Origin of the sequence: Geomesophilobacter sediminis (genome assembly GCF_016458275.1) — a bacterium.
Lineage (GTDB): Bacteria > Desulfobacterota > Desulfuromonadia > Geobacterales > Geobacteraceae > Geomesophilobacter > Geomesophilobacter sediminis.
This window is the reverse complement of record NZ_JAEMHM010000005.1, coordinates 24,765-44,442: the sequence shown is the minus strand read 5'-3', so window position 1 is coordinate 44,442 and position 19,678 is coordinate 24,765. Positions and strand designations below refer to the sequence as shown.

The window sequence follows — 19,678 nt, the reverse complement described above, 5'->3', positions numbered from 1 at the left end:
GACCTGATTAGGCGTGGATAGCGTTCACCGGGCAGGTGTCAACGCATGCCCCGCAGTCAATGCAGGTATCTGCAGCGATGACGCGCTTGTCGCCCTGCTCGCTGATCGCGTTGACCGGGCAGGAATCCTCGCATGCCGCGCAGTTAATGCACTCGTCGGTAATGGTGTGTGCCAAGATATTCACCTCCTTGTCGGTTGCTGTGGGTTCAAATCCCGTCCGAAGCTACCATACCGTGGGAAAAAAGTCCACCATAAACCTCCCGTTTTATCTGGTGCTTAGATGGAGAAAAACCTTGAACTGTCAGAGCGTCTCCTGTATTATAAAAAAAGGTTTTAAAGCCGACAAAAGATCCTGTCGTACTGCCATTACCTGAAACTGCCTTGAAATACATACTCATGGAGGGTTTTTTATCTGATGAATATCCTCGCCCTTAACTGCGGAAGTTCCTCGGTCAAATACCAGTTGTTCGACTGGGAAAAAAAGGTCGTCGTGGCCAAAGGGATGGTCGAAAGGGTCGTGATCGGCGATTCCTTCATCCTGCACGAGGTCCCCGGCCGGGAAACCTATCGTGAGGAGTCGGAGTGTCCGGATCACAAGACTGCGGTTGACCTGATCCTGCGCACCCTCACCGACCCCAATCATGGCGTTTTGGAGGACATCAAGCAGGTCTCCGCGGTGGGGCACCGCGTCGTTCACGGCGGCGAGCGCTTCACCAAGTCGGTGCTCATCGACGCGGACGTTCTCGAGGCGGTCACCGAGGTGCAGCACCTCGCGCCGTTGCACAACCCCCCCAACATCGCCGGCATCGAAGGCGCCATGGCCGTCCTCCCGGGCGTGCCCCAGATCGCGATCTTCGATACCGCGTTCCATCAGACCATGCCGGAGCACGCGTTTCTCTATCCGCTTCCCTTCGAGTGGTACGAGCGCTACGGCGTTCGCCGCTACGGCTTCCACGGCACCTCGCACCTCTACGTTTCCAAGCGGATCGCCGCGATCCTCGGCAAACCCGCCTCGGAAACCAACGCGATCACCATGCACATCGGAAACGGGGTTTCCCACTGCGCCATCCGCGGCGGCATCTCCGTCGATACCAGCATGGGGCTCACCCCGCTGGAAGGCGCGATGATGGGCACCCGCTGCGGCGACATCGACCCGGCCATCCCCGCCTTCATGATGCAGAAGGAGAACCTCTCCGCCAAGGAGATCGACTCCATCCTCAACAAGAAAAGCGGCGTCATCGGGATCACCGGGCGCTTCACCGACCGGCGCGACGTGATCGAGAACGCCGCCAAGGGGGACCGGCTCTGCGGCCTGGCGCTGGACATCGAGGCCTACCGGCTCAAGAAGTACATCGGCTCCTACCTGGCGATCATCGGCCGTCTGGACGCGGTGGTCTTCACCGCCGGCGTCGGCGAGATGGGGGCTCCGATCCGGGAGCGCGCCCTGGAGGGGCTGGAGCACCTCGGGATCCACCTGGACAAGGAGCGCAACCGCGGCGCCATGACCCGCAAGCGGGAGAGCCTGATCACCACCGACGATTCCCCGATCAAGGTGTACGTCATCCCGACCGACGAGGAACTGGTCTTCACCGAAGACGTGGCCGCCATCCTCGACGGGAGCTACACCGATCACATGCACTTCGAGTACAGCTTCTCCCGCCGCGACTTCGTGCGCAGCTAGGGAGGCCGGCCCGCGGGAACGATGCGGCGCGGCTGGCAACAATGAAAAAGGCCGGCGGGGTGATCCCCGCCGGCCTTTTGCTTTGGTGAATTTTCAAAGGTTCATCCTATGACCACTTTGGCAAAGGGGGGTGGGGGAATTTGGTTCTGAGGTTCTCAGGACTTTCGTAACGTCACAACCTCAAGCGGCAAGTCCCCCAAAATCCCCCTTCGCAGAGGGGGACTTCACCGGACCTTTGGGGACAGCGACGCCTGCACTGGGGTGGCATGGTCAGTCGCCTGGATCTAAGGCGCAATAAAGAAAAGGGCCGGTGGAATTTCCGCCGGCCCTTCGTTGTGAACCGAATGCGATGCCGCGAAGTGGGGCTACAGCCCCTGGGCCTGGACTGCGGTGATCGCGGTGACGTCGATGATGTCCTGCACGGAGCAGCCGCGGGAAAGGTCGTTGACCGGCTTGGCGAGCCCCTGGATCACCGGGCCGATCGCCTTGGCGCCGGCCAGGCGCTCGACGAGCTTGTAGGCGATGTTGCCGGCATCGAGGTCCGGGAAGACCAGGACGTTCGCCTTGCCGGCGACATCGCTCCCCGGGGCCTTCTTGCCGCCGACCGCCGGGATGAGCGCGGCGTCCGCCTGCAGTTCGCCGTCCACGGAAAGTTCGGGGGCGAGCCCCTTCAGGATCCCCAGGGCGTTGAGCACCTTGTCGGCATCCGGATGGGAGGCGCTTCCCTTGGTGGAGAAGGAGAGGAGGGCGACGCGGGCCGGGACGTCGAGAAACGCCTTGCAGTTTTGCGCGGTGGCCAGGGCGATCTCGGCGAGGGCCTGGGCGTCCGGGTTCGGGTTGACCGCACAGTCGGCGAAGAGGATGACGCCGTTTTCCCCGAAGTTGGGGGTCTGGGTGGCCATCAGGAAGAAGGAGGAAACGGTCTTGATCCCCTTGGCGGGGCCGACGGTCTGGAAAGCGGCGCGCAAAACGTCGCCGGTGGTCCCGGTCGCCCCGGCAACTTCGCCGGCGGCGTCACCTTCGCGGACCATCATGCCGGCGAAGTAGAGGTTGTCGGAAGCGGTGAGGAGGGCGCGTGCCTGCTCGGCGGTGAGACCTTTGCTCTTGCGCAGCTCAACGAGCTTTTCGACGTAGCGCGGCAGGTCCGGCGAGGCGGCCGGCTCGACGATCTGGACGCCGGCGAGATTGACCCCTTTGGCCTCGGCCGCAGCCTTGACCGTGGTCGGGTTGCCCAGAAGGACCACCTTGGCCAGACCCTGCTCCACGATGCTCTGCGCCGCGAAGAGCATCCGCTCGTCGTAACTCTCCGGAAGCACGATGGTCTGGAGATTTTTGCGCGCCTTTTCCTTGATCGACTCCACCAACGGCATGATTTCCTCCCTATGAAAAAAGTGTGTTGTAAAAACAAACTGCGTTCGGTTTTATAACCCAGCAAGGGACTTCCGGTCAACAAAAAAGCCGCCCCTCCGGGCCGGTCCCCAGGGGGTGGACGGGAAAAAACCGCTCTTCTGGTAGATCGGCAACGGCGCGAAACCTATCACAAAGTGTCCGGTTGATCCACCAAAGCGTTTGGGCCGCGAGACGGGGGAGGGTAAACCCGGCGCGGATCGGCGGGGGGGCAGAAAAATCGTTTTATGCTCCCGGCGCTCCGGATCGTTCAAAGCGGGGACGCGCCGGTTCCATCCGGTTCCGCTTCCTCGACTCGCAGCAGGGAGTCGTCGATCAGGTGCAGGTCGACCTCGGTACCCGCCGGGCAGCGGGAACTCCCCTCCGGGAGCAGGGCCAGGGCGTTGCAGCCCAGGAGGGTCTTGAGGATGCCGGTCTTCTGGTCTCCGGAACTGGTGGCGAGGTAGCGGTCGCCTTCCTGTTCGACCCGGACCCGGAGGAAATGGAGGTTTCCCTCCTTCTTGCGGGCCTCCTCACGGAGCACGCCGCGCACCGTCCGGCGCAGGATGCGGCGCTGCCCCATCATCTTGAGCAGGGAGGGGGCCACGAACTCCTCGAAGGTGATCATGGTCGCGACCGGGTTGCCCGGGAGCGAGAAGACCGGAGTGGTGCCGTAAAGGGCGAAGGCGGTCGGACTTCCCGGTTTCATCAGCACCTTCCAGAAGACCTCGGAGACGCCGAGTTCGGCGAGGGTCTCGCGCACCAGGTCCCGGTCTCCCGCCGAAACCCCGGCCGAGGTGACCAGGACGTCCGCCTTGAGCCCCTCCCGGATCAGCGCCCGGTGGCTTTGCGCGTCGTCCCGGGCGGTCCCGATCAAAACCGGCTCGGCGCCGCAAAGTTTGACGGCGGCCGCGATGGCGTAGGCGTTGCTGTTGACGATCTCGCCCCGGCCGGGCGTGGTGCCCAGCTCCACCAGTTCGTCGCCGGTGGATAGGATCGCCACCCGGGGCTTGCGGTACACCGGTACCAGGGCGATGCCGCAGGAGGCGAGCATGCTCACCTGCGGGGGAAGCACCACCGTCCCGGCCGGGACCACGGTCTCCCCGCGGGCAACGTCCTCGCCACGGATGCGGACGTGGTTTCCGGCCGGGACCGGTTTCTGCATCCGGACCTCTCCGGAGCGCTCCTCGGTCTCCTCCAGCGGCACCACCGAGTCCGCGCCGGGAGGGAGCGGGGCCCCGGTCATGATGCGGGCCGCGCCGCCGGGAGGGACGGCGCTGTCGGAAGCGGTGCCGGCGGGGATGTAGTCGGTGATTTTGAGCCAGCGGTCGGGGGCGCATTCGGCGGCGCGCACGGCGAAGCCGTCCATGGCGGAATTATTACTGCCGGGGAGGTCCCAGGGGGCTTCGATGTCGGCCGACACCACCCGGCCCACCGCCTCGAGCAGCGGCACCTTTTCGGTCCCGAGCGGTACGATCCTCTCCAGGATGGCGCTGCGCGCCTGTGCGTAGGTCAGCATCGGCAATTCCTCCCGTTCGGTTGATCATCGATGAATAGCACGATCATCGCTGGTTGAAAAGGGCGCAAGCGGACAACGAGGAATGAACAACGCGTGGGCGTCAATCTTCAGCAGGACCATTACCTCCCTCTCCTTCAAGGAGAGGGTCGGGGTGAGGATGGGGGTAAGTTGCCGATTTCGGGGACCGATCCCCCACCTCGTTGCCAGCCGCGTTCCGACGCCCAACCCCCTTGGGGGGGAGTAACGTGTTACGGAAAATTGATGCTCATCGGTTTGAACCTCGATCCCTGAAACCGGCCGGTTCGCCCCTTGAGCCGGAGTCCCCTTGCTTTCGCGCTCCTTTGGTCAGGGCTGCTTCGGCTATTGACCTGTTGCCGTGAGGATGGCGAATGCATTACTATAGTGCCTGGCCCCGGGGTTGAAAAGGGAGGCGCGTTGCCGCGTGCCGCTGGTCCTTCTTCCTCCGGACGGGACGGTTTTACTGCCAGGCTCCGGCGCCGGTATCCTTGGGATCAAAGAGACGGAAAAATTATGGCCGCACCTCGCAGCAACATCGTTTTGATCGGAATGCCCGGCTCCGGGAAGAGCACCGTCGGTCCCAAGCTGGCGGAACAGCTCTCCCTGAAGTACCTGGACACCGATCTTCTGATCACCGTCCAGGAGGGGCGCGAACTCCAGTCGATCGTCGACGCCGACGGCTACTTGGAGCTGCGCCGCCTCGAGGAGCGGACCCTGCTCGAACTCGACTGCGAGCACCACGTCATCGCCACCGGTGGGAGTGCCGTCTACAGCGACGCGGGGATGACCCACCTGAGGCAACGTGCGGCAGTGGTATTTCTGGACGTGGACCTGGAGACCCTGACCCGGCGCATCGACGATGAAGAACACCGGGGACTGGTGCGCCGCCCCGGGCAGACCATTGCCGAGCTTTATGCCGAACGGTTGCCGCTCTACCGGCGCTATGCCGACCTGAGGGTCGTCTGCACCGGCCTGGGCGCCGATGAGGTCTGCACCCTGATCCGTGCGGGGCTCGCCCGCGACGGGAGTCGGGCCGAGCTCTAGCGGGCCGGTCGGGGCAAAGGAGAAAACGATGGACATCATGGCCGCGATTGCGGAGCGGAAAATAAAGGAAGCGATGGAGAACGGGGCGTTCGATAACCTTCCGGGCCGGGGGAAACCGCTGGTGCAGGAGGATCTCTCCGCAGTGCCGGAGGAGCTCCGGATGGCATACAAGATCATGAAGAACGCGGGTTGCGTCCCGCCCGAGGTGGAGCTGGGAAACGAGGTCGCTTCGCTGCGCCGCCTGGTTCTGGGGATGGAGGAGAGTGAGGAGCGGCGCAGCCGGGTGCGCGAGCTGAATTTCAAGCTCATGAAGCTGGAGATGATGCGCAAACGCCCGCTTTCGCTCGACCTGCTCCCGGAGTACCAGGAGAAATTGCTGGAACGTTTCTGACGCCGATCACGCCAGACGCCGTCCTTGGCGACAAGGGGGCTTCCCAAAACCGGGAGTCCCCTTTTTTCGCGCCTTTCGCCGCCGCGCCCGGTTGACACGGGGGGGACCAATGCTAGATTCTTACATGCTTTTAATCCGAGGGGTGCGGCAGCGCGGCCACGCGCATGCGGTCTGATTCCGGCGCCACTCGGAGGTTCCGAACTCCACAAGGGCAGGCAAGGCCACCCCGGCGCCGGACCAGGCAGGACCCCCGCGGAGCCCGGGTGAAGAGGACACGCCATGAGCCAGGAGAAAGCCAGGATCCTCTGTGTAGACGACAACCCCCGCAACTTCGAGCTGCTGAAAACCATGCTGGCGGCGCGCGGCTATGAAGCGGTCCAGGCGCGCGGCGGAGCCGAGGCGATGGAGACGATCCAGTCGGAACGGGTCGACATCGTCCTGCTCGACGTCATGATGCCGGAGATGGACGGCTTTCAGGTATGCCAGAAGATCAAGGGGGACGAGCATTTCCGCGCCATTCCGGTAATCCTGATCACCGCGTACGACGATCAGGAGTACCGCATCGCGGGCATCGAGTCGGGGGCGGAGGATTTCATCTCCCGCCCCTTCGACATGAACGAGCTCCTGGCCCGGATCCAGATGCTTTTGAACGTGAAGGAGCTGAACAGCCAGCTCACCGCCGCCTACAGCAACATCACCAGCCTCATCACCTGCGGCGAGGGGATCGTCTCCTCCCTGGACCCGCACCGCTTCGACTTCATGGAGCTGGTGGGCAAGATGGTGACGGGACTGATCGCCGCGGCCCCGGAGCGGACCGAGAACCCCCAGTTCGTCCTGGTGGGGATCCAGGAGGAAAACGGCGCCCACCGCTGGCTCAAATACCATCACGGGACCTGCCTTCATGTCACCGAGCTCGAGGGCGACCTGGGACCGGAATTCGCCCTTTTGGCCGGCCGCCCCGGCATCTCCTGGTTCAACCGGTCCGAGATGAGCGCCGCCGACCGGGTCCAGCTCGACGTCGCCGTCGCCCCGGTCACCCGTTTCACCGCCAATCTCGTCTGCTACCTCGGAGACAGCTTCTCGGTCTGCGCGGTAAACTACGGCCGGCGCGTTACCGGCTACGACGGCGAGGTCCTCAAGAGCATCGCCACCCAGAGTCTCTTCCTCCGCTCCCTCTCCGCGCAGATCAAGGAGACCGACGAGGCCTTCGCCTACACCGTCTTCGCGCTGGCGCGCGCGGCCGAAGCCAACGACGACGACACCGGCAACCATCTGGCCCGGGTCGGCGAGTACTGCGCCCTTTTGGCCCGCAGCATCGGGATGTCGGAGGATTTCGTCGCCCAGATCCGGCTCCAGTCCCAGATGCACGACGTCGGCAAGATCCACATCCCGTCCCAGATCCTGAAAAAGCCGGAGCAGCTCCAGCCGGAGGAGTTCGAGGTGATCAAGCAGCATACCCTCTACGGGGCCCGCATCCTCGGGGACCACGTGAGGTTTTCGCTGGCCAAGAGCATCGCGCTGTCGCACCACGAGCGCTACGACGGCTCCGGTTACCCGTACGGCCTCAAAGGGGAGGAGATTCCCCTGGCCGGCAGGATCCTCAACATCGCCGACCAGTACGACGCGCTGCGCAACCGGCGCATCTACAAGGATGCCTTCGACCACGAGACCACCTGCCGCATCATTCTCAACGGGGACGGCAGGACCATGCCGGAGCACTTCGATCCGAAGCTGTTGGGGGTTTTCCGCGACCTGTCCGGCGAGTTCGACGCCATCCACGTCTCCTTTCACCAGGGGAAACGGGCCCGCGACCTGGACGGGGCGGACGCGCCGCCGCTCCTGCCGCCGCAGCGGGATCCGGCGCGGCGCCGGACTGAACCTGCCTCGTGAACCTCGGCGCTCTCGGGTCCCGGTGCGCGCCGCACCCAGGAGGATAAATCATGAAGAAGATGGTGGCGGTAGTGGTGCCGGTGGTGGTCGTGCTGCTGGCCGGCCCGGCGGGGGCGCTGGGGCGCAGCGGACAGACACCGGAGCCGTTGCCGGAAGCGGCGGCGCCGACGAGCCCGGCCCGGGAGCCTGCCTGCGACTGCTGTCAGAAATGCATGGCCGCCATGAAGACGGTCGAGCCCAAGCCGCAACTGCCGGAAAAAAAGCAGGGGGAAAAGGACGGCTGCCGGGATTGCTGCGACCGCTGCGGCAAGGAGAAAAAGCCGAGCGAGGAGGCCTTCCCGCCGGAGGTGGTACCGCATAGATAGGGTGGGGGAGGCAGGTCCGCAGGACCGGAAGCGGGAAAGAGAAAAAGGCACCTGGCCGAGCCGCTGTTCTTCATGGGCAGCGGGGCCTGGTGCCTTTCATTTTGGGGAAAAGCGTGGTGCCGGGATCAGAAGGGGGCGCAGCAGGAAGCAACGGTCGCGGTGATTCTCTCCCTTCTGCGGATCGGAGCGGAGCAGGTGCAGCGGCGCTGTACCACTTCCACCCAGCTGCCGTCGCGCAGCACGGCGGCAATCAGCCCTGCTTCCTTGAGATCATCCAGGCGCGATTCCAGGGCAAGGGCAATCGTATCATCCAAGCAGCGTACCAGAACTACCATAGTCGCATCCTCCTTCACTCTCCGCCGCGTGCGGCAGGCTTTTTTCGGCGCCAAGGGCGCGAAAAAAGGCGGAATTCGTCTCCTCGGGTCGTTCGCGAGCGCACAATATAATCGAAGTGAAAAAGATTAACAAGAACTTTTTTTGACCAGGTCAAAACTCCCGCCAGGCGAGCCAGAACGAGAAAGGGGGATGCGCTGCATCCCCCTTTCTCGTTCTTACTCGCCCCGTGGCTTGTGCGCTCTCTCCCTCCCGGGAGAGGATGCTACTTGCAGTCTTCCATCCAGAGACAGTTGCTCTGTCCGCAGACCGCAGCCGTGCCGGTATTGAAACAGTCGTTGTTGTTCTCGGAGCGCTGGATCGCCCGAACCAGGTCGGTCTTGTTCATCTTTCCCGCCTTTAAACCCTGCCGTTCCGCAATTTCCTTGATCTCGTTGATCTTCACCTTTGTTACCCCCTGAATTGATAGTCTGTCTGGAACGATTCCTTCTCTGCCAATGGGTGATCCTTCAGCGCAAAAACAAGGGCGCTTTAGTTATAACAAACACAGGAACCGTAATCAATTGAATTGCGCGAGGTGCTCGCAAACCGGTGCGGTGATGGCCGGGTCGAGCGCGGGCTGAGACTGCGGTTCAGGCTGCATCTGCTTGTGCAGCTGGTAACGGACGCATTCGCCGTAATGCCTGAGACAGTAATGTTTCTTGATGTAGCGGGAAGTGGCGGGGAGTTCGGGCATGAGCTCCTGAAAAAACCAGCAGGAAGAAGCTAGGTCGCATCCGGCCATGGTAAGAACCTCATGAGGACAATAAGCATTAATGGACGGATGAATGATAGACTTTTAATTTATATATGTCAACGGTGGGTATGGTGAAAATCGGATCAGGGGGGAAGGAGGTGGCTTCTCCGTTGAGGCGGGCGCCTCAAGGCACGGGGTGGAAGGTCCCCCCCAGCAGGGAGGGACCTGATGGGGCTGGGTGACGCGATGCTGCCGTTGTTATAGGCGTCGTCCGGCTTGGGCGCGGTGAGGCGACTGCCCCACCGAGAGGGCCGGTCGCTCCTTGCGCTCCGCTCCCCTCCCTTCCCGGCGCAGGTAGCGGGCCAGCGCCTGCACGGCGACCGGATCGAACTGCTTGCCCGCGTGCCGGAACAGTTCCTCGAGCGCCTCGGTAGCGGTCACCGCCTTTTTGTAGGGGCGGGTGGAGACGATGGCATCGAAAGAGTCCGCGACCGTGATGATGCGCGCCTCCAGGGGGATCTCCTCGCCGCGCAGCCCGGCGGGATAGCCGTCGCCATCGAAGCGTTCGTGGTGGTGCAGGATGCCTGGCAGGACGGCGCTCAGCTTTTCGATCGGCCTCAGGATCTCGACCCCCATTTCCGGATGCAGCCGCATCGGCGACGCCTCTTCGCTGCTCAGCCGCTCCGGCTTGTCCAAAAGGCTCTCGATCACCCCGATCTTGCCGATATCATGCAGGAGGCCCCCCAAACGCACCCGCTCGACCAGGTCCTCGTCCAGCCCCATCTCCCGGGCGATCCCGACCCCCAGGTGCATGACCCGCTCCGAGTGCCCCTTGGTCCAGGGGGACTTGGCGTCCATGGCGTTGGAGAGGGTGGCGATGGTGGCGATGAAAAGGTCGCGCATCTCGTCGTAGAGCCGGGCGTTCTCCAGGGCGACCGCCATCTGCGCCGCCACCTTTTCCATGGCGAAGGTGTCCTCCATGCTGAACATCCCGGGCAGAGTGCGGCCCAGGAGCAGGACCCCCTTGGAATCTTCCTTGCTGGTCAAAGGTACCGCGAGAAGCGACTCCAGCCCCGCCTCCCGCAGGATCCGGTCGGCTACCCCCAGGTTCTTCGAGCCGGAAAGCAGCGGCAGGTGCCGGCTTTGACCGTCGGAAAAGGCCCCGTGGGCGAGGTTGCGCCCGGTGATGTGGCCTCCCGGCGTGAACGGGGCGGGAACGTTGAGGCCGCGCGACCGCGCCACCTGTACCACCAGGTCCTCCGGTCCCTTCACCAGCACCGCCATGAAGTCGCACTGGATGATCCAGCCGATCCGGTCCACGGCGGTCTCCACGATCTTGTCCCGGCTCAGCGAGGAGGAGATCGCCTTGTTGATCTCGTCCAGGGTGGAGATGACGTCGGAGTGCCGCGCCATCGCCTCGGCCATCTCGAGGGTGTCGTCGAAGAGCCTGATATGGCTGGTGACCAGCCCGGCGTGGGACGCCATCGAGCGCACCAGCTGGATCTCCTCGTGGCTGAAGGCCGGCTCCCCGGCAGCGCGCGCCACGAAGACCACCCCGGCGACCTGGTTGCGCACCATCATCGGCACCGCCAGCAGGATGTGCCGTGCCAGGAGCGTCCCCAGCTTCGGGGGGATCAGTTCGAGGTCGGCCGGATCCTGGAATAAGAGGTGCTTCTTGCGCTTCAAGAGGGTCTTCATCAGGGGGATCTTTTCGGGGGGGAGGGGCAGCTGCTGGAAAAGATGGAGATAACGCAACGGCAGCCCGCTGGTGCGGGCCGGGCCGAAGCCCTGCCGGTCTTTGTTGCGGAAATAGACAACCGTCCACTGGGCACGCACCGTTTTTTTCACCAAGGAACTCAATCCCTTGAGCACCTCTTCCTCGGCGGTGAGCCCGGTGAGTTTCTCAAAACCTTCCTGGTATGCTCCGTAGCTCGCAATCATGGCTTCATCCTACCACAACCCCAAAAAAAAGAGCTCATAGAACCGCAACTTATACAGTTAGAATTGGAAGATTTGATAAATTTAATGTATCGCGGGGCGGTGCCGGAGGATCTGTCGCCGGTTGCGACCAGGTTACCACGTTTGAGGCAGAGCCGCCGGTTGAAGTAGAAGGTTTGCTGCTGGTGAGATAGAGACAATAGTGTGACCAATTGTGACATTGGGCGTTTTATTGACTGTCCTCGCCCAAAAAATTCTTCCAATGTCACATTTTCACTGAAGTTATTGGTAAAAGTGTCGATAGGTATCGGTAAAGTCTCGGCTCCGCTGGAAATCGATCTCGCCTTCGGCGCCGACCGTAAAACAGCAGTCCAAAATCGTGCGAGGCGCACCGCGCCCCCCTTAATAGGAGGATACGCAGCATGTACTTTTTACAGGATCTCTACCTTCGCCTCTCCATCAAGGCGCGCATCGCCCTTTTGTGTGCCTGCTACACGGTCTGCATGGTCCTTTCGTCCATTTTCGGGCAGTCCAATTCGATGCTGATCCGGTGGGGATCGCTCGCCGTGTTCACCGGCGCCGGCCTCTTCTTCGGGATGCTCAACATCTGGGGGATCGGCAGTTCGATCGACCGGGTCATCAAGTACCTGCAGACCATGGCGCAGGGGAATCTGACCGAAAACATCTCCGCCAAGCGCAACAACGAGATCAGCCTGATCATCAAGACCATCGCGGAACTGCAGCAGAGCATGCGGACCATGATCCAGAGCATCCAATCGACCTCCTCCGGGCTCAACCAGGCTTCCTCCGCCCTGCGCCAGACGTCGGACGCCATGGCCGCCGGGGTCCGCGCGGCGGTGGGACAGACCGGCTCCGCGGTACAGGCGGTCGGGGAACTCTCCTCGGTCAGCGCCGATATCGCCCACAACTGCCAGGTCATGGCGCAGAAGGCGTCCGAAACCAAGGGGAGCACCGTCGAAGGGGAACGGACCATTTCGGCGATGTCCCAGATGATGGCGGAGATCGACAAGATGGTCACCGACACCACCTCTGCGGTTCAGTCGCTGGGGCACAACTCGGAGCAGATCGGCGAGATCGTGGATACCATCGAGGACATCGCCGACCAGACCAATCTGCTGGCGCTCAATGCGGCCATCGAGGCGGCGCGTGCCGGCGAGCAGGGGCGCGGCTTTGCGGTCGTAGCCGACGAGGTGCGCAGCCTCGCCGAGCGGACCACCAAGGCGACCCGCGAGATCCAGCGCATCATCGGCGTGCTCCAGGGGGACGTGAAAAACGTCATCGACTCCATGGGGCAGAGTTCCGAGAGCGTGAAAAACGGAGAACGCGGCGTCCAGCTCTCCAGCCAGGCCATCTCCGAGATCCGGACCCAGATCGAGGTGCTGACCGACGCCGTCTCGCAGGTAGCCACCGCCGTCGAGGAACAGGCGGCCACCACCGCCGGGGTGAGCCACAACATCCGTTCCATCAACGAGGTGATCGAGAACGTCTCCTCCGGCGCCCAGAACACCGGCAACGCCGCCTCCGACCTCGCCTCCTCGGCCGACGAGCTCAAGAACCTGGCCGGACGCTTCTCGGTGTGACGGCGCGCATCAATTGAAAAAAAAGGCCCCGGAGCTTGCGCGCCGGGGCCTTTTTTTATGTCAGCGAGGTGGTGGTTCGTTGGGGGGAGGGTACATGTCCGATTCGGGGGGCGGGGGCGGGTAGTAGGAATCGCTCCGCACCGGGCGCCGGCTGCGCATCGTGCCGGGGATCTGGTTTCCATAGGCATACATGCACTGGAGGTAGGTGTTGTCGTAGCGGCGCTGGGCCTCGCGGCCGGAATAGTGCCCGGAGTCGGCTCCGGCGACGCTTCCGACCAGAAGACCGGAACCCGCACCGAATGCCGCCCCGGCGCCGGGATGACCGCTGGCGGCTCCCAAAAGTGCCCCGATCCCGGCCCCGACCGCGGTACCGGTGACCGCCCCGCGGGCTACGTTTTGATCCGCAGCCTGCTGCGGCGAGTTACCCAGCCGCTCGCCCGCCCACTGGCGGCAGGCCGCGTCCTCACGCTGGAACTGGTCGAACGGTTTGCCCCGGCTCGGCAGCACCAGCACGCTTGGTCCCGTGGGGAGCGTCTCGCAGCCGGCGACCAGCATGACCAGCAGAAATGCCGGAATGATCCGCATCATAAGTCAGTCACTCCTTCCTTTCCGGAGGCCGCGGCGAGACCGTGGTCCAGCCGTCCGGGCACTCCTTGACGTAGGGGTAGTACCCCTTGGGGTTGGTGCAATAGTACCAGTAGTGCTGCTCTTCGGCCTGAGGCGGCTCGATGAAGATCGGTGGCTGAGGCTCCTCGTGCACGATGACCGGAGGCGGGGCGTAGTAATACGGGTAGGGATAGAACGGTCCCCAGACCGGCCCGAACCAGATCCCGACGTGGGCTCCGCCGCGGGCGTACGCCGGGAGCGCCCCGACCAGAAGCAGCGCCAAAACCGCGAACAGGATGTGTCTCGTCTTTTTCATCTCGGTGCCCCCAACTTGCCTATTACTTCGGCCTTCATACCTATATTCCGCCCTTATGGGAAGGGGCGTCAAGCAGAACCTCGCTGCTTTGAGGCTCAGGTCCCTCATCATCAGGGTATCCGTAAATTGCGGACCAATTGTGGAAGAATAGTTGAACTTTTGCTTCGCTAACCTTTCAAGTTCATAAGCTTTTTCTGAGATTGTGCCGCGCCTGCCGGCACCGGTTAGCAAGCGGGAGCCGGGCCCGCCGGCGGCATGCCCAAGCAGGAGCCTGGGCGCGGGGAGTTTTGGAGCTTGGCCACGAGGAGTTTTGGAGCTTGAGGCGCGAGGAAGTCCCCAAGCCTGGGCACCAGTGACACCCCACCTTGCTCGTTCCCAAGGTCCACCTTGGGAACGTACTTCGTCTGGGAAGCTCCAGCTTCGTTCCCAACAGCAGGGCATCCCTCATGCGTCGATTGCATTCCCTCGGGCCACCGCTAGAATCATGTGGTTTTTGTTGCCAAACCCACAATCCGATGGAGGGTGACCCTATGACGATCAAGAGTCCGGTGGTCCTGCGGCAAGATGAGATGCGGCACGGCGGGAAAGAGGGGAGGGGGCAAAGGCGCCTGCGCACGGTCCGCTCCGAAGCCGGTCACCCCCGCATGCGGGCTAGGGGGGCGCTTCTTGCGGCGGTCCTTTGGCTGACGCTGCTTCCGGTTCCAGCGGCGCACGCTGTCTCAGACTGCGTTTACGGCGGCACCAACTTTTCCGACGGTGCGCTCGCGTGCCAGTCCGGATTCCAGTTTCGTTGCAGCAACGGCACCTGGGAGGGGCTCGACCTGACCTGCAACGAGCCGCCTCCCGCACCGACCCGGTCCAAACCGGCCGAATGCGCCTGCACCGCCAACGATGAATTCAACTGCAGCGCGGTTGACATGATCTGCTGCGTCACGCTGGAGGGGGACGGCTGCGTCAAGCGCTGCTGCCAACGCCCCTGACCGGGACGGTCGCTGCACTTGATCATCGGCGCCGGTTTTGCTATTACTAGCCGCCTGCGGACGAGGTCCTGTTTCCCTTCCGGGACGAAGGGGCGCAGTGGCGATGGGGGCTGCGACGCGTAAGCCGGGCGCTGACCGGAAAGGGGTGCCTCGTTTGAAGGGTGAAGGACGGAAGGAATTACCAGAAAAGGAGCATCTGAAGATGATCGAACTGTTGCGCAAGCGGCGAAGTATCCGCAGTTACACTACCGATTCCATTGAGCCGGAGATGGTCCGGACCCTGGTCGAGGCGCTGCTCAGGGCTCCGACCTCGCGCAATCTCAAGCCGTGGAGCTTCATCGTCGTGGAGGACCGGGACCTTCTGGGGAAACTCTCGGAATCCAAGGAGCACGGCTCGTCGTTTCTGCGCCGTGCGCCCCTGGGGATCGTCATCTGCGGCGACCCGCGGGTTTCCGACGTCTGGACCGAGGACTGCTCCATTGCGGCGATCCTGGTCCAGACGGTGGCCCAGTCGCTCGGTCTGGGAAGCTGCTGGATTCAGATCCGGCAACGCCGTCACGACGAAAACTCCACCGCGGACAACTACATCCGCGATCTGCTCGGCATCCCCGAGCCGGTGCAGGTCGAGTGCATCATCGCCATCGGCCACCCCTCGATCGCACGGGAGCCGGTTCCGGCCAGCGAACTGGATTACCACAAGGTGAAACGGAACCGCTTTTCCGACCCCTGGCAGGAATAACGTCGGCGAGACCCGCAAAAAAAAGGGGTGCCGGCTCAGCCAGCACCCCCTTTTTATATGTTCCCGTAGGAAACCTGTCTATTTGATGAGTTCGACCTTGCCGTCATCCAGGTCGTACTTGGCGGAGACGATCTTGAGCTTGCCTTCCTTGACCAGTTCGGCCAGCACCTTGGAACGCTTGGTCAGCTTCTGGGCCACCTGCTTGGCGTTGATGGTGACGCACTCCTCAACGAGGTCGGCCTTGTCCGCGTTGCGGCGCATCGCCTTCGCCTTTTTCACCGCGGGCTGGAGCTCCCTCACGATGGCGCCGATGTTTCCTTCGACGACCTTGCCGTAGTTGTCGACGGCGGCGGTTACCGCGCCGCAGCGCTCGTGGCCCAGGACCATGATGAGCGGCGAGCCGAGGTGCTCGGCGGCGTACTCGATGCTGCCGATGATGACCGGATCGCTGACGTTGCCGGCGACGCGGACCACGAAGATCTCACCGAGCGATTTGTCGAAGATGAGCTCGGGCGGGACGCGGGAATCGGAGCAGGAGAGGATGATGGCATAAGGGTGCTGGGTCTTGGCGAGCTTTTCCCGGGCGGCGGTGTCGGTCGCCGCGCAGGCGCCGAGCTTGTTCTCGACATAGCGTTTGTTGCCGTCCAGAAGTTTCTGCAGCGCCTCGTCGGCGCTCATGCCGGCCCCGCCGGACGAGGCGATGGCCAGTCCCACGGTTGCTGCCAAAACGACCGCGCTTGCCGCAATCCTGCTCAGGAAACTCTTCTTCATCTGATCCTCCTTGGGTTATGGTAGTGGGATAGCTCCCCAAATAGCCGATGCAGCTGTTGGCCATCAAAGGGCGCTATTATACAGAACTCATTATTGCTTGTAAAAACAAAAACGCATTTCGTTGCCAATGCAGAAGGATGCCGAAGTGATGCCTGCTCCGGGCCCGGTTAGTACAGTGAGGCTTCCCAAAATGACCAATCTATTTTTCTTTCTGACGATGTTTTGCGCCGGAATCACCATTGCCGTTCAGCCGTCGATCAACGCGCGCCTGGCCCAGCGGGTCGGCGTGCTGGAAAGTTCCTGCATCTCGTTTGCCGTAGGGACCCTGGCCCTGTTGGTGCTCGTGCTGCTGACCGGGAAGGGGAGTTTCCGCGGTCTCGTGGATGCGACCTGGTGGGAATGGACCGGGGGACTGCTCGGGGCGACCTTTGTCACCGCGACGATCGTGGTCGTGCCGCGGATCGGGACCGCGGCGGCTATGTCCGCGGTGATCGCGGCGCAGTTGATCACCGGCATCGCCCTCGACCAGGTCGGCGCCTTCGGGATGCGGGTTGTGCCGGTCGACGCGAAGCGGGTGATCGGGGCGCTGCTGCTTCTGGCGGGGGCGGCGCTGATCAAAGGCAATTGACAATGGACAATTGACAATGGACAACGAAAAACTCATGTTGCCGGACGGCGCTCCAGGGACTCCGGCAGTTATCTGCAATCGGGGGGGCACCCCTGTAGGAGCGGCATTCCTGCCGCGATTGCCCGGTGCTCCATAGGGGACCGGTCTCCTTCGGGGGAGTGGGGCCTGATCCGGTGGGAGCGCCCTTCCGAGCGCGATTGACGAAAGCTGATCGCGACAGGAATGTCGCTCCTACCGGTGTTGACCGGCAGTTCGGCAACGTCGGGCTGGAATGCATCAAAAGAAAGGCAACGAGGTTGAACTTGAAAAAAGATACCGCAGGTACCGAGGAACTGAAAACCGCTTCCCGTTGTCAATTGTCCATTGTCCATTGTCAATTGCCTTCCCTGGTCTACGACTACTACCGAACCCACGCCCGCTCCCTTCCCTGGCGCGAGACCTACGACCCCTACGCCATTCTCGTTTCGGAGATCATGCTGCAGCAGACCCAGGTCGACCGGGTGCGGGACAAGTACGTCGCTTTCCTGCAGGCATTCCCCGACTTCGCCGCGCTGGGGAATGCGGCGCTGGCCGATGTCCTCGCGCTTTGGCAAGGACTAGGTTACAACCGCCGGGCGGTTGCGCTTCACAACTGCGCGAAGGCGGTCGTACAGCGTCACGGCGGCACCCTCCCGGTCTCGGTTGAGGAAATGGAGGCGCTGCCCGGGATTGGTCCCTACACCGCCCGCGCCGTCGCGGCTTTTGCTTTCGGCATTGCCACCCCCTTCATCGAGACCAACATCCGGTCGGTTTATATCCACCACTATTTCCAGGACCGCGCCGGGGTGAAGGACAGTGAAATCATGCCGTTGGTGGCGCAGACCCTGGACGCGGCGAACCCGAGGGAATGGTATTACGCCCTGATGGATTACGGTGCGATGCTGAAGAGAACCCACGGCAATCCGAACCGCAAGAGCGTCCATCACGTGCGGCAGGCACCGTTTCGCGGCTCCAACCGCGAGCGGCGGAGCATGATCCTGAAGGCTGTGCTGGCCCAACCCGGAGTAAGCGAGGCCGAATTGGAAGAACTGCTGCGGGGCAAGACCGAGCGCCTGCACGAAAACCTGCAAGCATTGGAACAGGAAGGATTTATTCGGAGGGAGCTGGGGAGGTACTTCATTCAATGAACGAAGAGCAAAGAGCAGTCAGTAAAAGCTGAAGTGCCCTGGTCTCCGCGTAGGTGAGTACTCATGCAAATAGTGATGGACTTCTGAACCCGTATAAGGTTCATTGTTTCATTGCCCCACGATTGCCCCAATCGCCACCGCGATCAGGACCACCAGGGAGAACAGGGCGAAGCGCCAGTCGCCCTCCTTGACGAAAATCACCGCTGCCACCACGACCCGCATCACCGGGGTCGACATCAGCACCAGGATCCCCGCCGTTATCACCTTGGGGGCGATCTGGGCCTCGCCGATTACCAGGTCCACGAGCCCAAGCCCCATCAGCGCCGCAGCCACGATCGACCCCACCCTGAGAAACAGCGCCAGCACCAGTTCGATATCGGTGAGGTCGGCCTTGCGCCTCGGTTTCGCCTCGTTTACCACCACTTCACCCCCCGGTAGATCATTTCCAGCGCCGTGTAGGCGATGAGCGGGATGAACATGACCCGGATCTTGGCCGGTTTCATCCGCACCATGAACTTCGCCCCGACGATCGCCCCGAGCAGCACCCCGAGTACGACCGGTCCTGCCACCAGGGGCTTCACGTCGCCGCGCGCGAAGTAAACGACCGCCCCGGATGCGGCGGTGACGCCGATCATGAAGTTGGAGGTGGCGGTCGAGGCCTTGAACGGCATCCCCATCACCTGATCCATGGCGGGCACCTTGAAGATGCCGGCGCCGATACCGAGGAGCCCCGCGGCAATCCCGGAAAAATACATCAGGACCAGCCCGGTGAAGGTTCGATGCACCTGGTACTCCACCTGGTGTCCCAGTGCCTTGTCGTAGTAGGACCCTCCCAGGCGCAGCTTTTCCGCCAGACGGTCCGGCTGTAGCGACGCCGGCTTCTCCAGGTTGCGGCTCTTGAACATCCCATAGCCGGAGTAGGCGAGCAGCGAGCCGAACAAGATGTACAGGACGCGCTGGTTCATGATCCCGGCGACCAGGGCTCCGCTCAACGCCCCAGCCGAGGTTCCCATTTCGAGCCAGATGGCGACCCGCGTGTTGGTGATCCGGTCTCTCAGGTAGGCGACCGCGGCCCCGGTCGAGGTGGCGATGATCGACACCGTCGAAACGGCGACCGCGTTTTTGATGGGGAGGCCGAAGATGATGGTGAGCGCGGGGACGATGATGATCCCTCCGCCCAGGCCCAGGATCGATCCGACGATCCCTGCGCCGATCCCCATGATGAAAATCTCGATGAATGTCAAAGCCACTGCGTAAAACCCCTGCTCCGATGCGTGGTCCAAACGGCGAACGCCCCACTTTAACCTGACCGGTTTCCGCTGGCAAATGAAAAGCAGACCGTGCCGTTTTCGCAGGACCCGTCCCGTCGACCATTCCTCATTGCTTGCACAAATAATAGGCTTGTTGCCGGTTTTTAAGGCTCGCCTCAGCTTCGTAGTTCCTGCCCGATGGCGTATTTTCCCTTTCTTTTCACACACTCGTAACCCTTTTGAGTCGGTGGCATGGCTTCTGCTAATGAATCGCAAATGGCTTTTTTAAGCTATGAGCAAAAGCCTTGGTATTATAGCTG

Annotated in this window: 22 protein-coding genes; 10 read left to right on the top strand and 12 right to left on the bottom strand. The window is 62.6% G+C overall.

Annotation, left to right across the window (positions count from 1 at the left end; translation table 11 throughout):
• Positions 1–7: 7 nt before the first annotated feature.
• The gene (locus JFN93_RS06895; protein WP_199383277.1) at positions 8–175 is read right to left on the bottom strand and encodes a DUF362 domain-containing protein; all 168 of its coding nucleotides are present in this window, start codon (positions 173–175) and stop codon (positions 8–10) included.
• Positions 176–415: 240 nt separating this feature from the next.
• On the opposite strand from JFN93_RS06895, the gene JFN93_RS06890 reads away from it, so the two are divergent.
• Positions 416–1,681 (top strand): acetate kinase, encoded by a 1,266-nt coding sequence (locus JFN93_RS06890; RefSeq protein ID WP_199383276.1) that lies wholly within the window; start codon positions 416–418, stop codon positions 1,679–1,681.
• A gap of 365 nt (positions 1,682–2,046) precedes the next feature.
• Here JFN93_RS06890 and pta read toward each other — a convergent pair whose 3' ends face one another.
• Together pta and JFN93_RS06880 are read right to left on the bottom strand one after the other, a co-directional pair.
• The gene (pta, locus tag JFN93_RS06885; RefSeq protein WP_199383275.1) at positions 2,047–3,051 is read right to left on the bottom strand and encodes a phosphate acetyltransferase; all 1,005 of its coding nucleotides are present in this window, start codon (positions 3,049–3,051) and stop codon (positions 2,047–2,049) included.
• Positions 3,052–3,338: 287 nt separating this feature from the next.
• Complete coding sequence (locus JFN93_RS06880; protein ID WP_199383274.1) at positions 3,339–4,586, bottom strand: molybdopterin molybdotransferase MoeA; 1,248 nt, start codon at positions 4,584–4,586, stop codon at positions 3,339–3,341.
• 531 nt (positions 4,587–5,117) lie between these two features.
• Here JFN93_RS06880 and JFN93_RS06875 point away from each other — a divergent pair.
• The 4 genes from JFN93_RS06875 (at position 5,118) to JFN93_RS06860 (ending at position 8,294) form a co-directional block, all read left to right on the top strand.
• On the top strand, positions 5,118–5,648 hold the full coding sequence (locus JFN93_RS06875) for a shikimate kinase (protein ID WP_199383273.1): 531 nt from the start codon (positions 5,118–5,120) through the stop codon (positions 5,646–5,648).
• 28 nt (positions 5,649–5,676) lie between these two features.
• A complete protein-coding gene (locus JFN93_RS06870; RefSeq protein WP_199383272.1) occupies positions 5,677–6,039 on the top strand; it encodes a DnaJ family domain-containing protein in 363 nt (120 codons plus the stop codon).
• Between the two features lie 279 nt (positions 6,040–6,318).
• Complete coding sequence (locus JFN93_RS06865; RefSeq protein ID WP_199383271.1) at positions 6,319–7,929, top strand: HD domain-containing phosphohydrolase; 1,611 nt, start codon at positions 6,319–6,321, stop codon at positions 7,927–7,929.
• 50 nt (positions 7,930–7,979) lie between these two features.
• The gene (locus JFN93_RS06860; protein WP_199383270.1) at positions 7,980–8,294 is read left to right on the top strand and encodes a hypothetical protein; all 315 of its coding nucleotides are present in this window, start codon (positions 7,980–7,982) and stop codon (positions 8,292–8,294) included.
• Between the two features lie 125 nt (positions 8,295–8,419).
• On the opposite strand, the gene JFN93_RS06855 is transcribed toward JFN93_RS06860, so the two are convergent.
• The 4 genes from JFN93_RS06855 to JFN93_RS06840 form a co-directional block, all read right to left on the bottom strand.
• On the bottom strand, positions 8,420–8,629 hold the full coding sequence (locus tag JFN93_RS06855; RefSeq protein ID WP_199383269.1) for a GSU3473 family protein: 210 nt from the start codon (positions 8,627–8,629) through the stop codon (positions 8,420–8,422).
• Positions 8,630–8,892: 263 nt separating this feature from the next.
• Positions 8,893–9,072, bottom strand: coding sequence for an SAP domain-containing protein (locus JFN93_RS06850; RefSeq protein WP_199383268.1), 180 nt, complete (start codon positions 9,070–9,072; stop codon positions 8,893–8,895).
• Between the two features lie 114 nt (positions 9,073–9,186).
• Positions 9,187–9,411: a hypothetical protein gene (locus tag JFN93_RS06845; protein WP_199383267.1), complete on the bottom strand. Its 225-nt coding sequence runs from the start codon at positions 9,409–9,411 to the stop codon at positions 9,187–9,189.
• 210 nt (positions 9,412–9,621) lie between these two features.
• Positions 9,622–11,304, bottom strand: coding sequence for an HD domain-containing phosphohydrolase (locus JFN93_RS06840; protein WP_199383266.1), 1,683 nt, complete (start codon positions 11,302–11,304; stop codon positions 9,622–9,624).
• 419 nt (positions 11,305–11,723) lie between these two features.
• On the opposite strand from JFN93_RS06840, the gene JFN93_RS06835 reads away from it, so the two are divergent.
• Positions 11,724–12,902 (top strand): methyl-accepting chemotaxis protein, encoded by a 1,179-nt coding sequence (locus JFN93_RS06835; RefSeq protein ID WP_199383265.1) that lies wholly within the window; start codon positions 11,724–11,726, stop codon positions 12,900–12,902.
• A gap of 60 nt (positions 12,903–12,962) precedes the next feature.
• On the opposite strand, the gene JFN93_RS06830 is transcribed toward JFN93_RS06835, so the two are convergent.
• Positions 12,963–13,490 carry a YMGG-like glycine zipper-containing protein gene (locus JFN93_RS06830; protein ID WP_199383264.1) on the bottom strand — a complete coding sequence of 176 codons (528 nt, stop codon included), beginning with the start codon at positions 13,488–13,490 and terminating at the stop codon, positions 12,963–12,965.
• Positions 13,491–13,497: 7 nt separating this feature from the next.
• Positions 13,498–13,824 (bottom strand): hypothetical protein, encoded by a 327-nt coding sequence (locus JFN93_RS06825; protein ID WP_199383263.1) that lies wholly within the window; start codon positions 13,822–13,824, stop codon positions 13,498–13,500.
• A gap of 530 nt (positions 13,825–14,354) precedes the next feature.
• On the opposite strand from JFN93_RS06825, the gene JFN93_RS06820 reads away from it, so the two are divergent.
• Together JFN93_RS06820 and JFN93_RS06815 are read left to right on the top strand one after the other, a co-directional pair.
• The gene (locus JFN93_RS06820; RefSeq protein WP_199383262.1) at positions 14,355–14,804 is read left to right on the top strand and encodes a hypothetical protein; all 450 of its coding nucleotides are present in this window, start codon (positions 14,355–14,357) and stop codon (positions 14,802–14,804) included.
• A gap of 202 nt (positions 14,805–15,006) precedes the next feature.
• The gene (locus tag JFN93_RS06815; RefSeq protein WP_199383261.1) at positions 15,007–15,543 is read left to right on the top strand and encodes a nitroreductase family protein; all 537 of its coding nucleotides are present in this window, start codon (positions 15,007–15,009) and stop codon (positions 15,541–15,543) included.
• A gap of 78 nt (positions 15,544–15,621) precedes the next feature.
• On the opposite strand, the gene JFN93_RS06810 is transcribed toward JFN93_RS06815, so the two are convergent.
• The gene (locus tag JFN93_RS06810; protein WP_199383260.1) at positions 15,622–16,314 is read right to left on the bottom strand and encodes a carbonic anhydrase; all 693 of its coding nucleotides are present in this window, start codon (positions 16,312–16,314) and stop codon (positions 15,622–15,624) included.
• 190 nt (positions 16,315–16,504) lie between these two features.
• On the opposite strand from JFN93_RS06810, the gene JFN93_RS06805 reads away from it, so the two are divergent.
• A complete protein-coding gene (locus JFN93_RS06805; protein ID WP_199383259.1) occupies positions 16,505–16,942 on the top strand; it encodes a DMT family transporter in 438 nt (145 codons plus the stop codon).
• 302 nt (positions 16,943–17,244) lie between these two features.
• Positions 17,245–18,108 carry an HhH-GPD family protein gene (locus JFN93_RS06800; RefSeq protein WP_236021567.1) on the top strand — a complete coding sequence of 288 codons (864 nt, stop codon included), beginning with the start codon at positions 17,245–17,247 and terminating at the stop codon, positions 18,106–18,108.
• Between the two features lie 108 nt (positions 18,109–18,216).
• Here JFN93_RS06800 and JFN93_RS06795 read toward each other — a convergent pair whose 3' ends face one another.
• On the bottom strand, positions 18,217–18,531 hold the full coding sequence (locus tag JFN93_RS06795) for a DUF1634 domain-containing protein (protein WP_328753639.1): 315 nt from the start codon (positions 18,529–18,531) through the stop codon (positions 18,217–18,219).
• On the bottom strand, positions 18,522–19,358 hold the full coding sequence (locus tag JFN93_RS06790) for a sulfite exporter TauE/SafE family protein (RefSeq protein WP_199383258.1): 837 nt from the start codon (positions 19,356–19,358) through the stop codon (positions 18,522–18,524). The genes JFN93_RS06795 and JFN93_RS06790 overlap by 10 nt, the downstream gene beginning before the upstream one ends.
• Positions 19,359–19,678 lie beyond the last annotated feature (320 nt).

Excerpts from the sequence above, each read along its gene's own strand:
- JFN93_RS06845 (WP_199383267.1), bottom strand. The coding sequence starts at position 9,411 with ATGGCCGGATGCGACCTAGCTTCTTCCTGCTGGTTTTTTCAGGAGCTC.
- JFN93_RS06880 (WP_199383274.1), bottom strand. The coding sequence starts at position 4,586 with ATGCTGACCTACGCACAGGCGCGCAGCGCCATCCTGGAGAGGATCGTA.
- JFN93_RS06825 (WP_199383263.1), bottom strand. The coding sequence starts at position 13,824 with ATGAAAAAGACGAGACACATCCTGTTCGCGGTTTTGGCGCTGCTTCTG.
- JFN93_RS06835 (WP_199383265.1), top strand. The coding sequence starts at position 11,724 with ATGTACTTTTTACAGGATCTCTACCTTCGCCTCTCCATCAAGGCGCGC.
- JFN93_RS06865 (WP_199383271.1), top strand. The coding sequence starts at position 6,319 with ATGAGCCAGGAGAAAGCCAGGATCCTCTGTGTAGACGACAACCCCCGC.
- JFN93_RS06810 (WP_199383260.1), bottom strand. The coding sequence starts at position 16,314 with ATGAAGAAGAGTTTCCTGAGCAGGATTGCGGCAAGCGCGGTCGTTTTG.
- JFN93_RS06815 (WP_199383261.1), top strand. The coding sequence starts at position 15,007 with ATGATCGAACTGTTGCGCAAGCGGCGAAGTATCCGCAGTTACACTACC.
- JFN93_RS06890 (WP_199383276.1), top strand. The coding sequence starts at position 416 with ATGAATATCCTCGCCCTTAACTGCGGAAGTTCCTCGGTCAAATACCAG.
- JFN93_RS06860 (WP_199383270.1), top strand. The coding sequence starts at position 7,980 with ATGAAGAAGATGGTGGCGGTAGTGGTGCCGGTGGTGGTCGTGCTGCTG.
- pta (WP_199383275.1), bottom strand. The coding sequence starts at position 3,051 with ATGCCGTTGGTGGAGTCGATCAAGGAAAAGGCGCGCAAAAATCTCCAG.
- JFN93_RS06830 (WP_199383264.1), bottom strand. The coding sequence starts at position 13,490 with ATGATGCGGATCATTCCGGCATTTCTGCTGGTCATGCTGGTCGCCGGC.
- JFN93_RS06855 (WP_199383269.1), bottom strand. The coding sequence starts at position 8,629 with ATGGTAGTTCTGGTACGCTGCTTGGATGATACGATTGCCCTTGCCCTG.
- JFN93_RS06820 (WP_199383262.1), top strand. The coding sequence starts at position 14,355 with ATGACGATCAAGAGTCCGGTGGTCCTGCGGCAAGATGAGATGCGGCAC.
- JFN93_RS06870 (WP_199383272.1), top strand. The coding sequence starts at position 5,677 with ATGGACATCATGGCCGCGATTGCGGAGCGGAAAATAAAGGAAGCGATG.
- JFN93_RS06840 (WP_199383266.1), bottom strand. The coding sequence starts at position 11,304 with ATGATTGCGAGCTACGGAGCATACCAGGAAGGTTTTGAGAAACTCACC.
- JFN93_RS06875 (WP_199383273.1), top strand. The coding sequence starts at position 5,118 with ATGGCCGCACCTCGCAGCAACATCGTTTTGATCGGAATGCCCGGCTCC.
- JFN93_RS06805 (WP_199383259.1), top strand. The coding sequence starts at position 16,505 with ATGACCAATCTATTTTTCTTTCTGACGATGTTTTGCGCCGGAATCACC.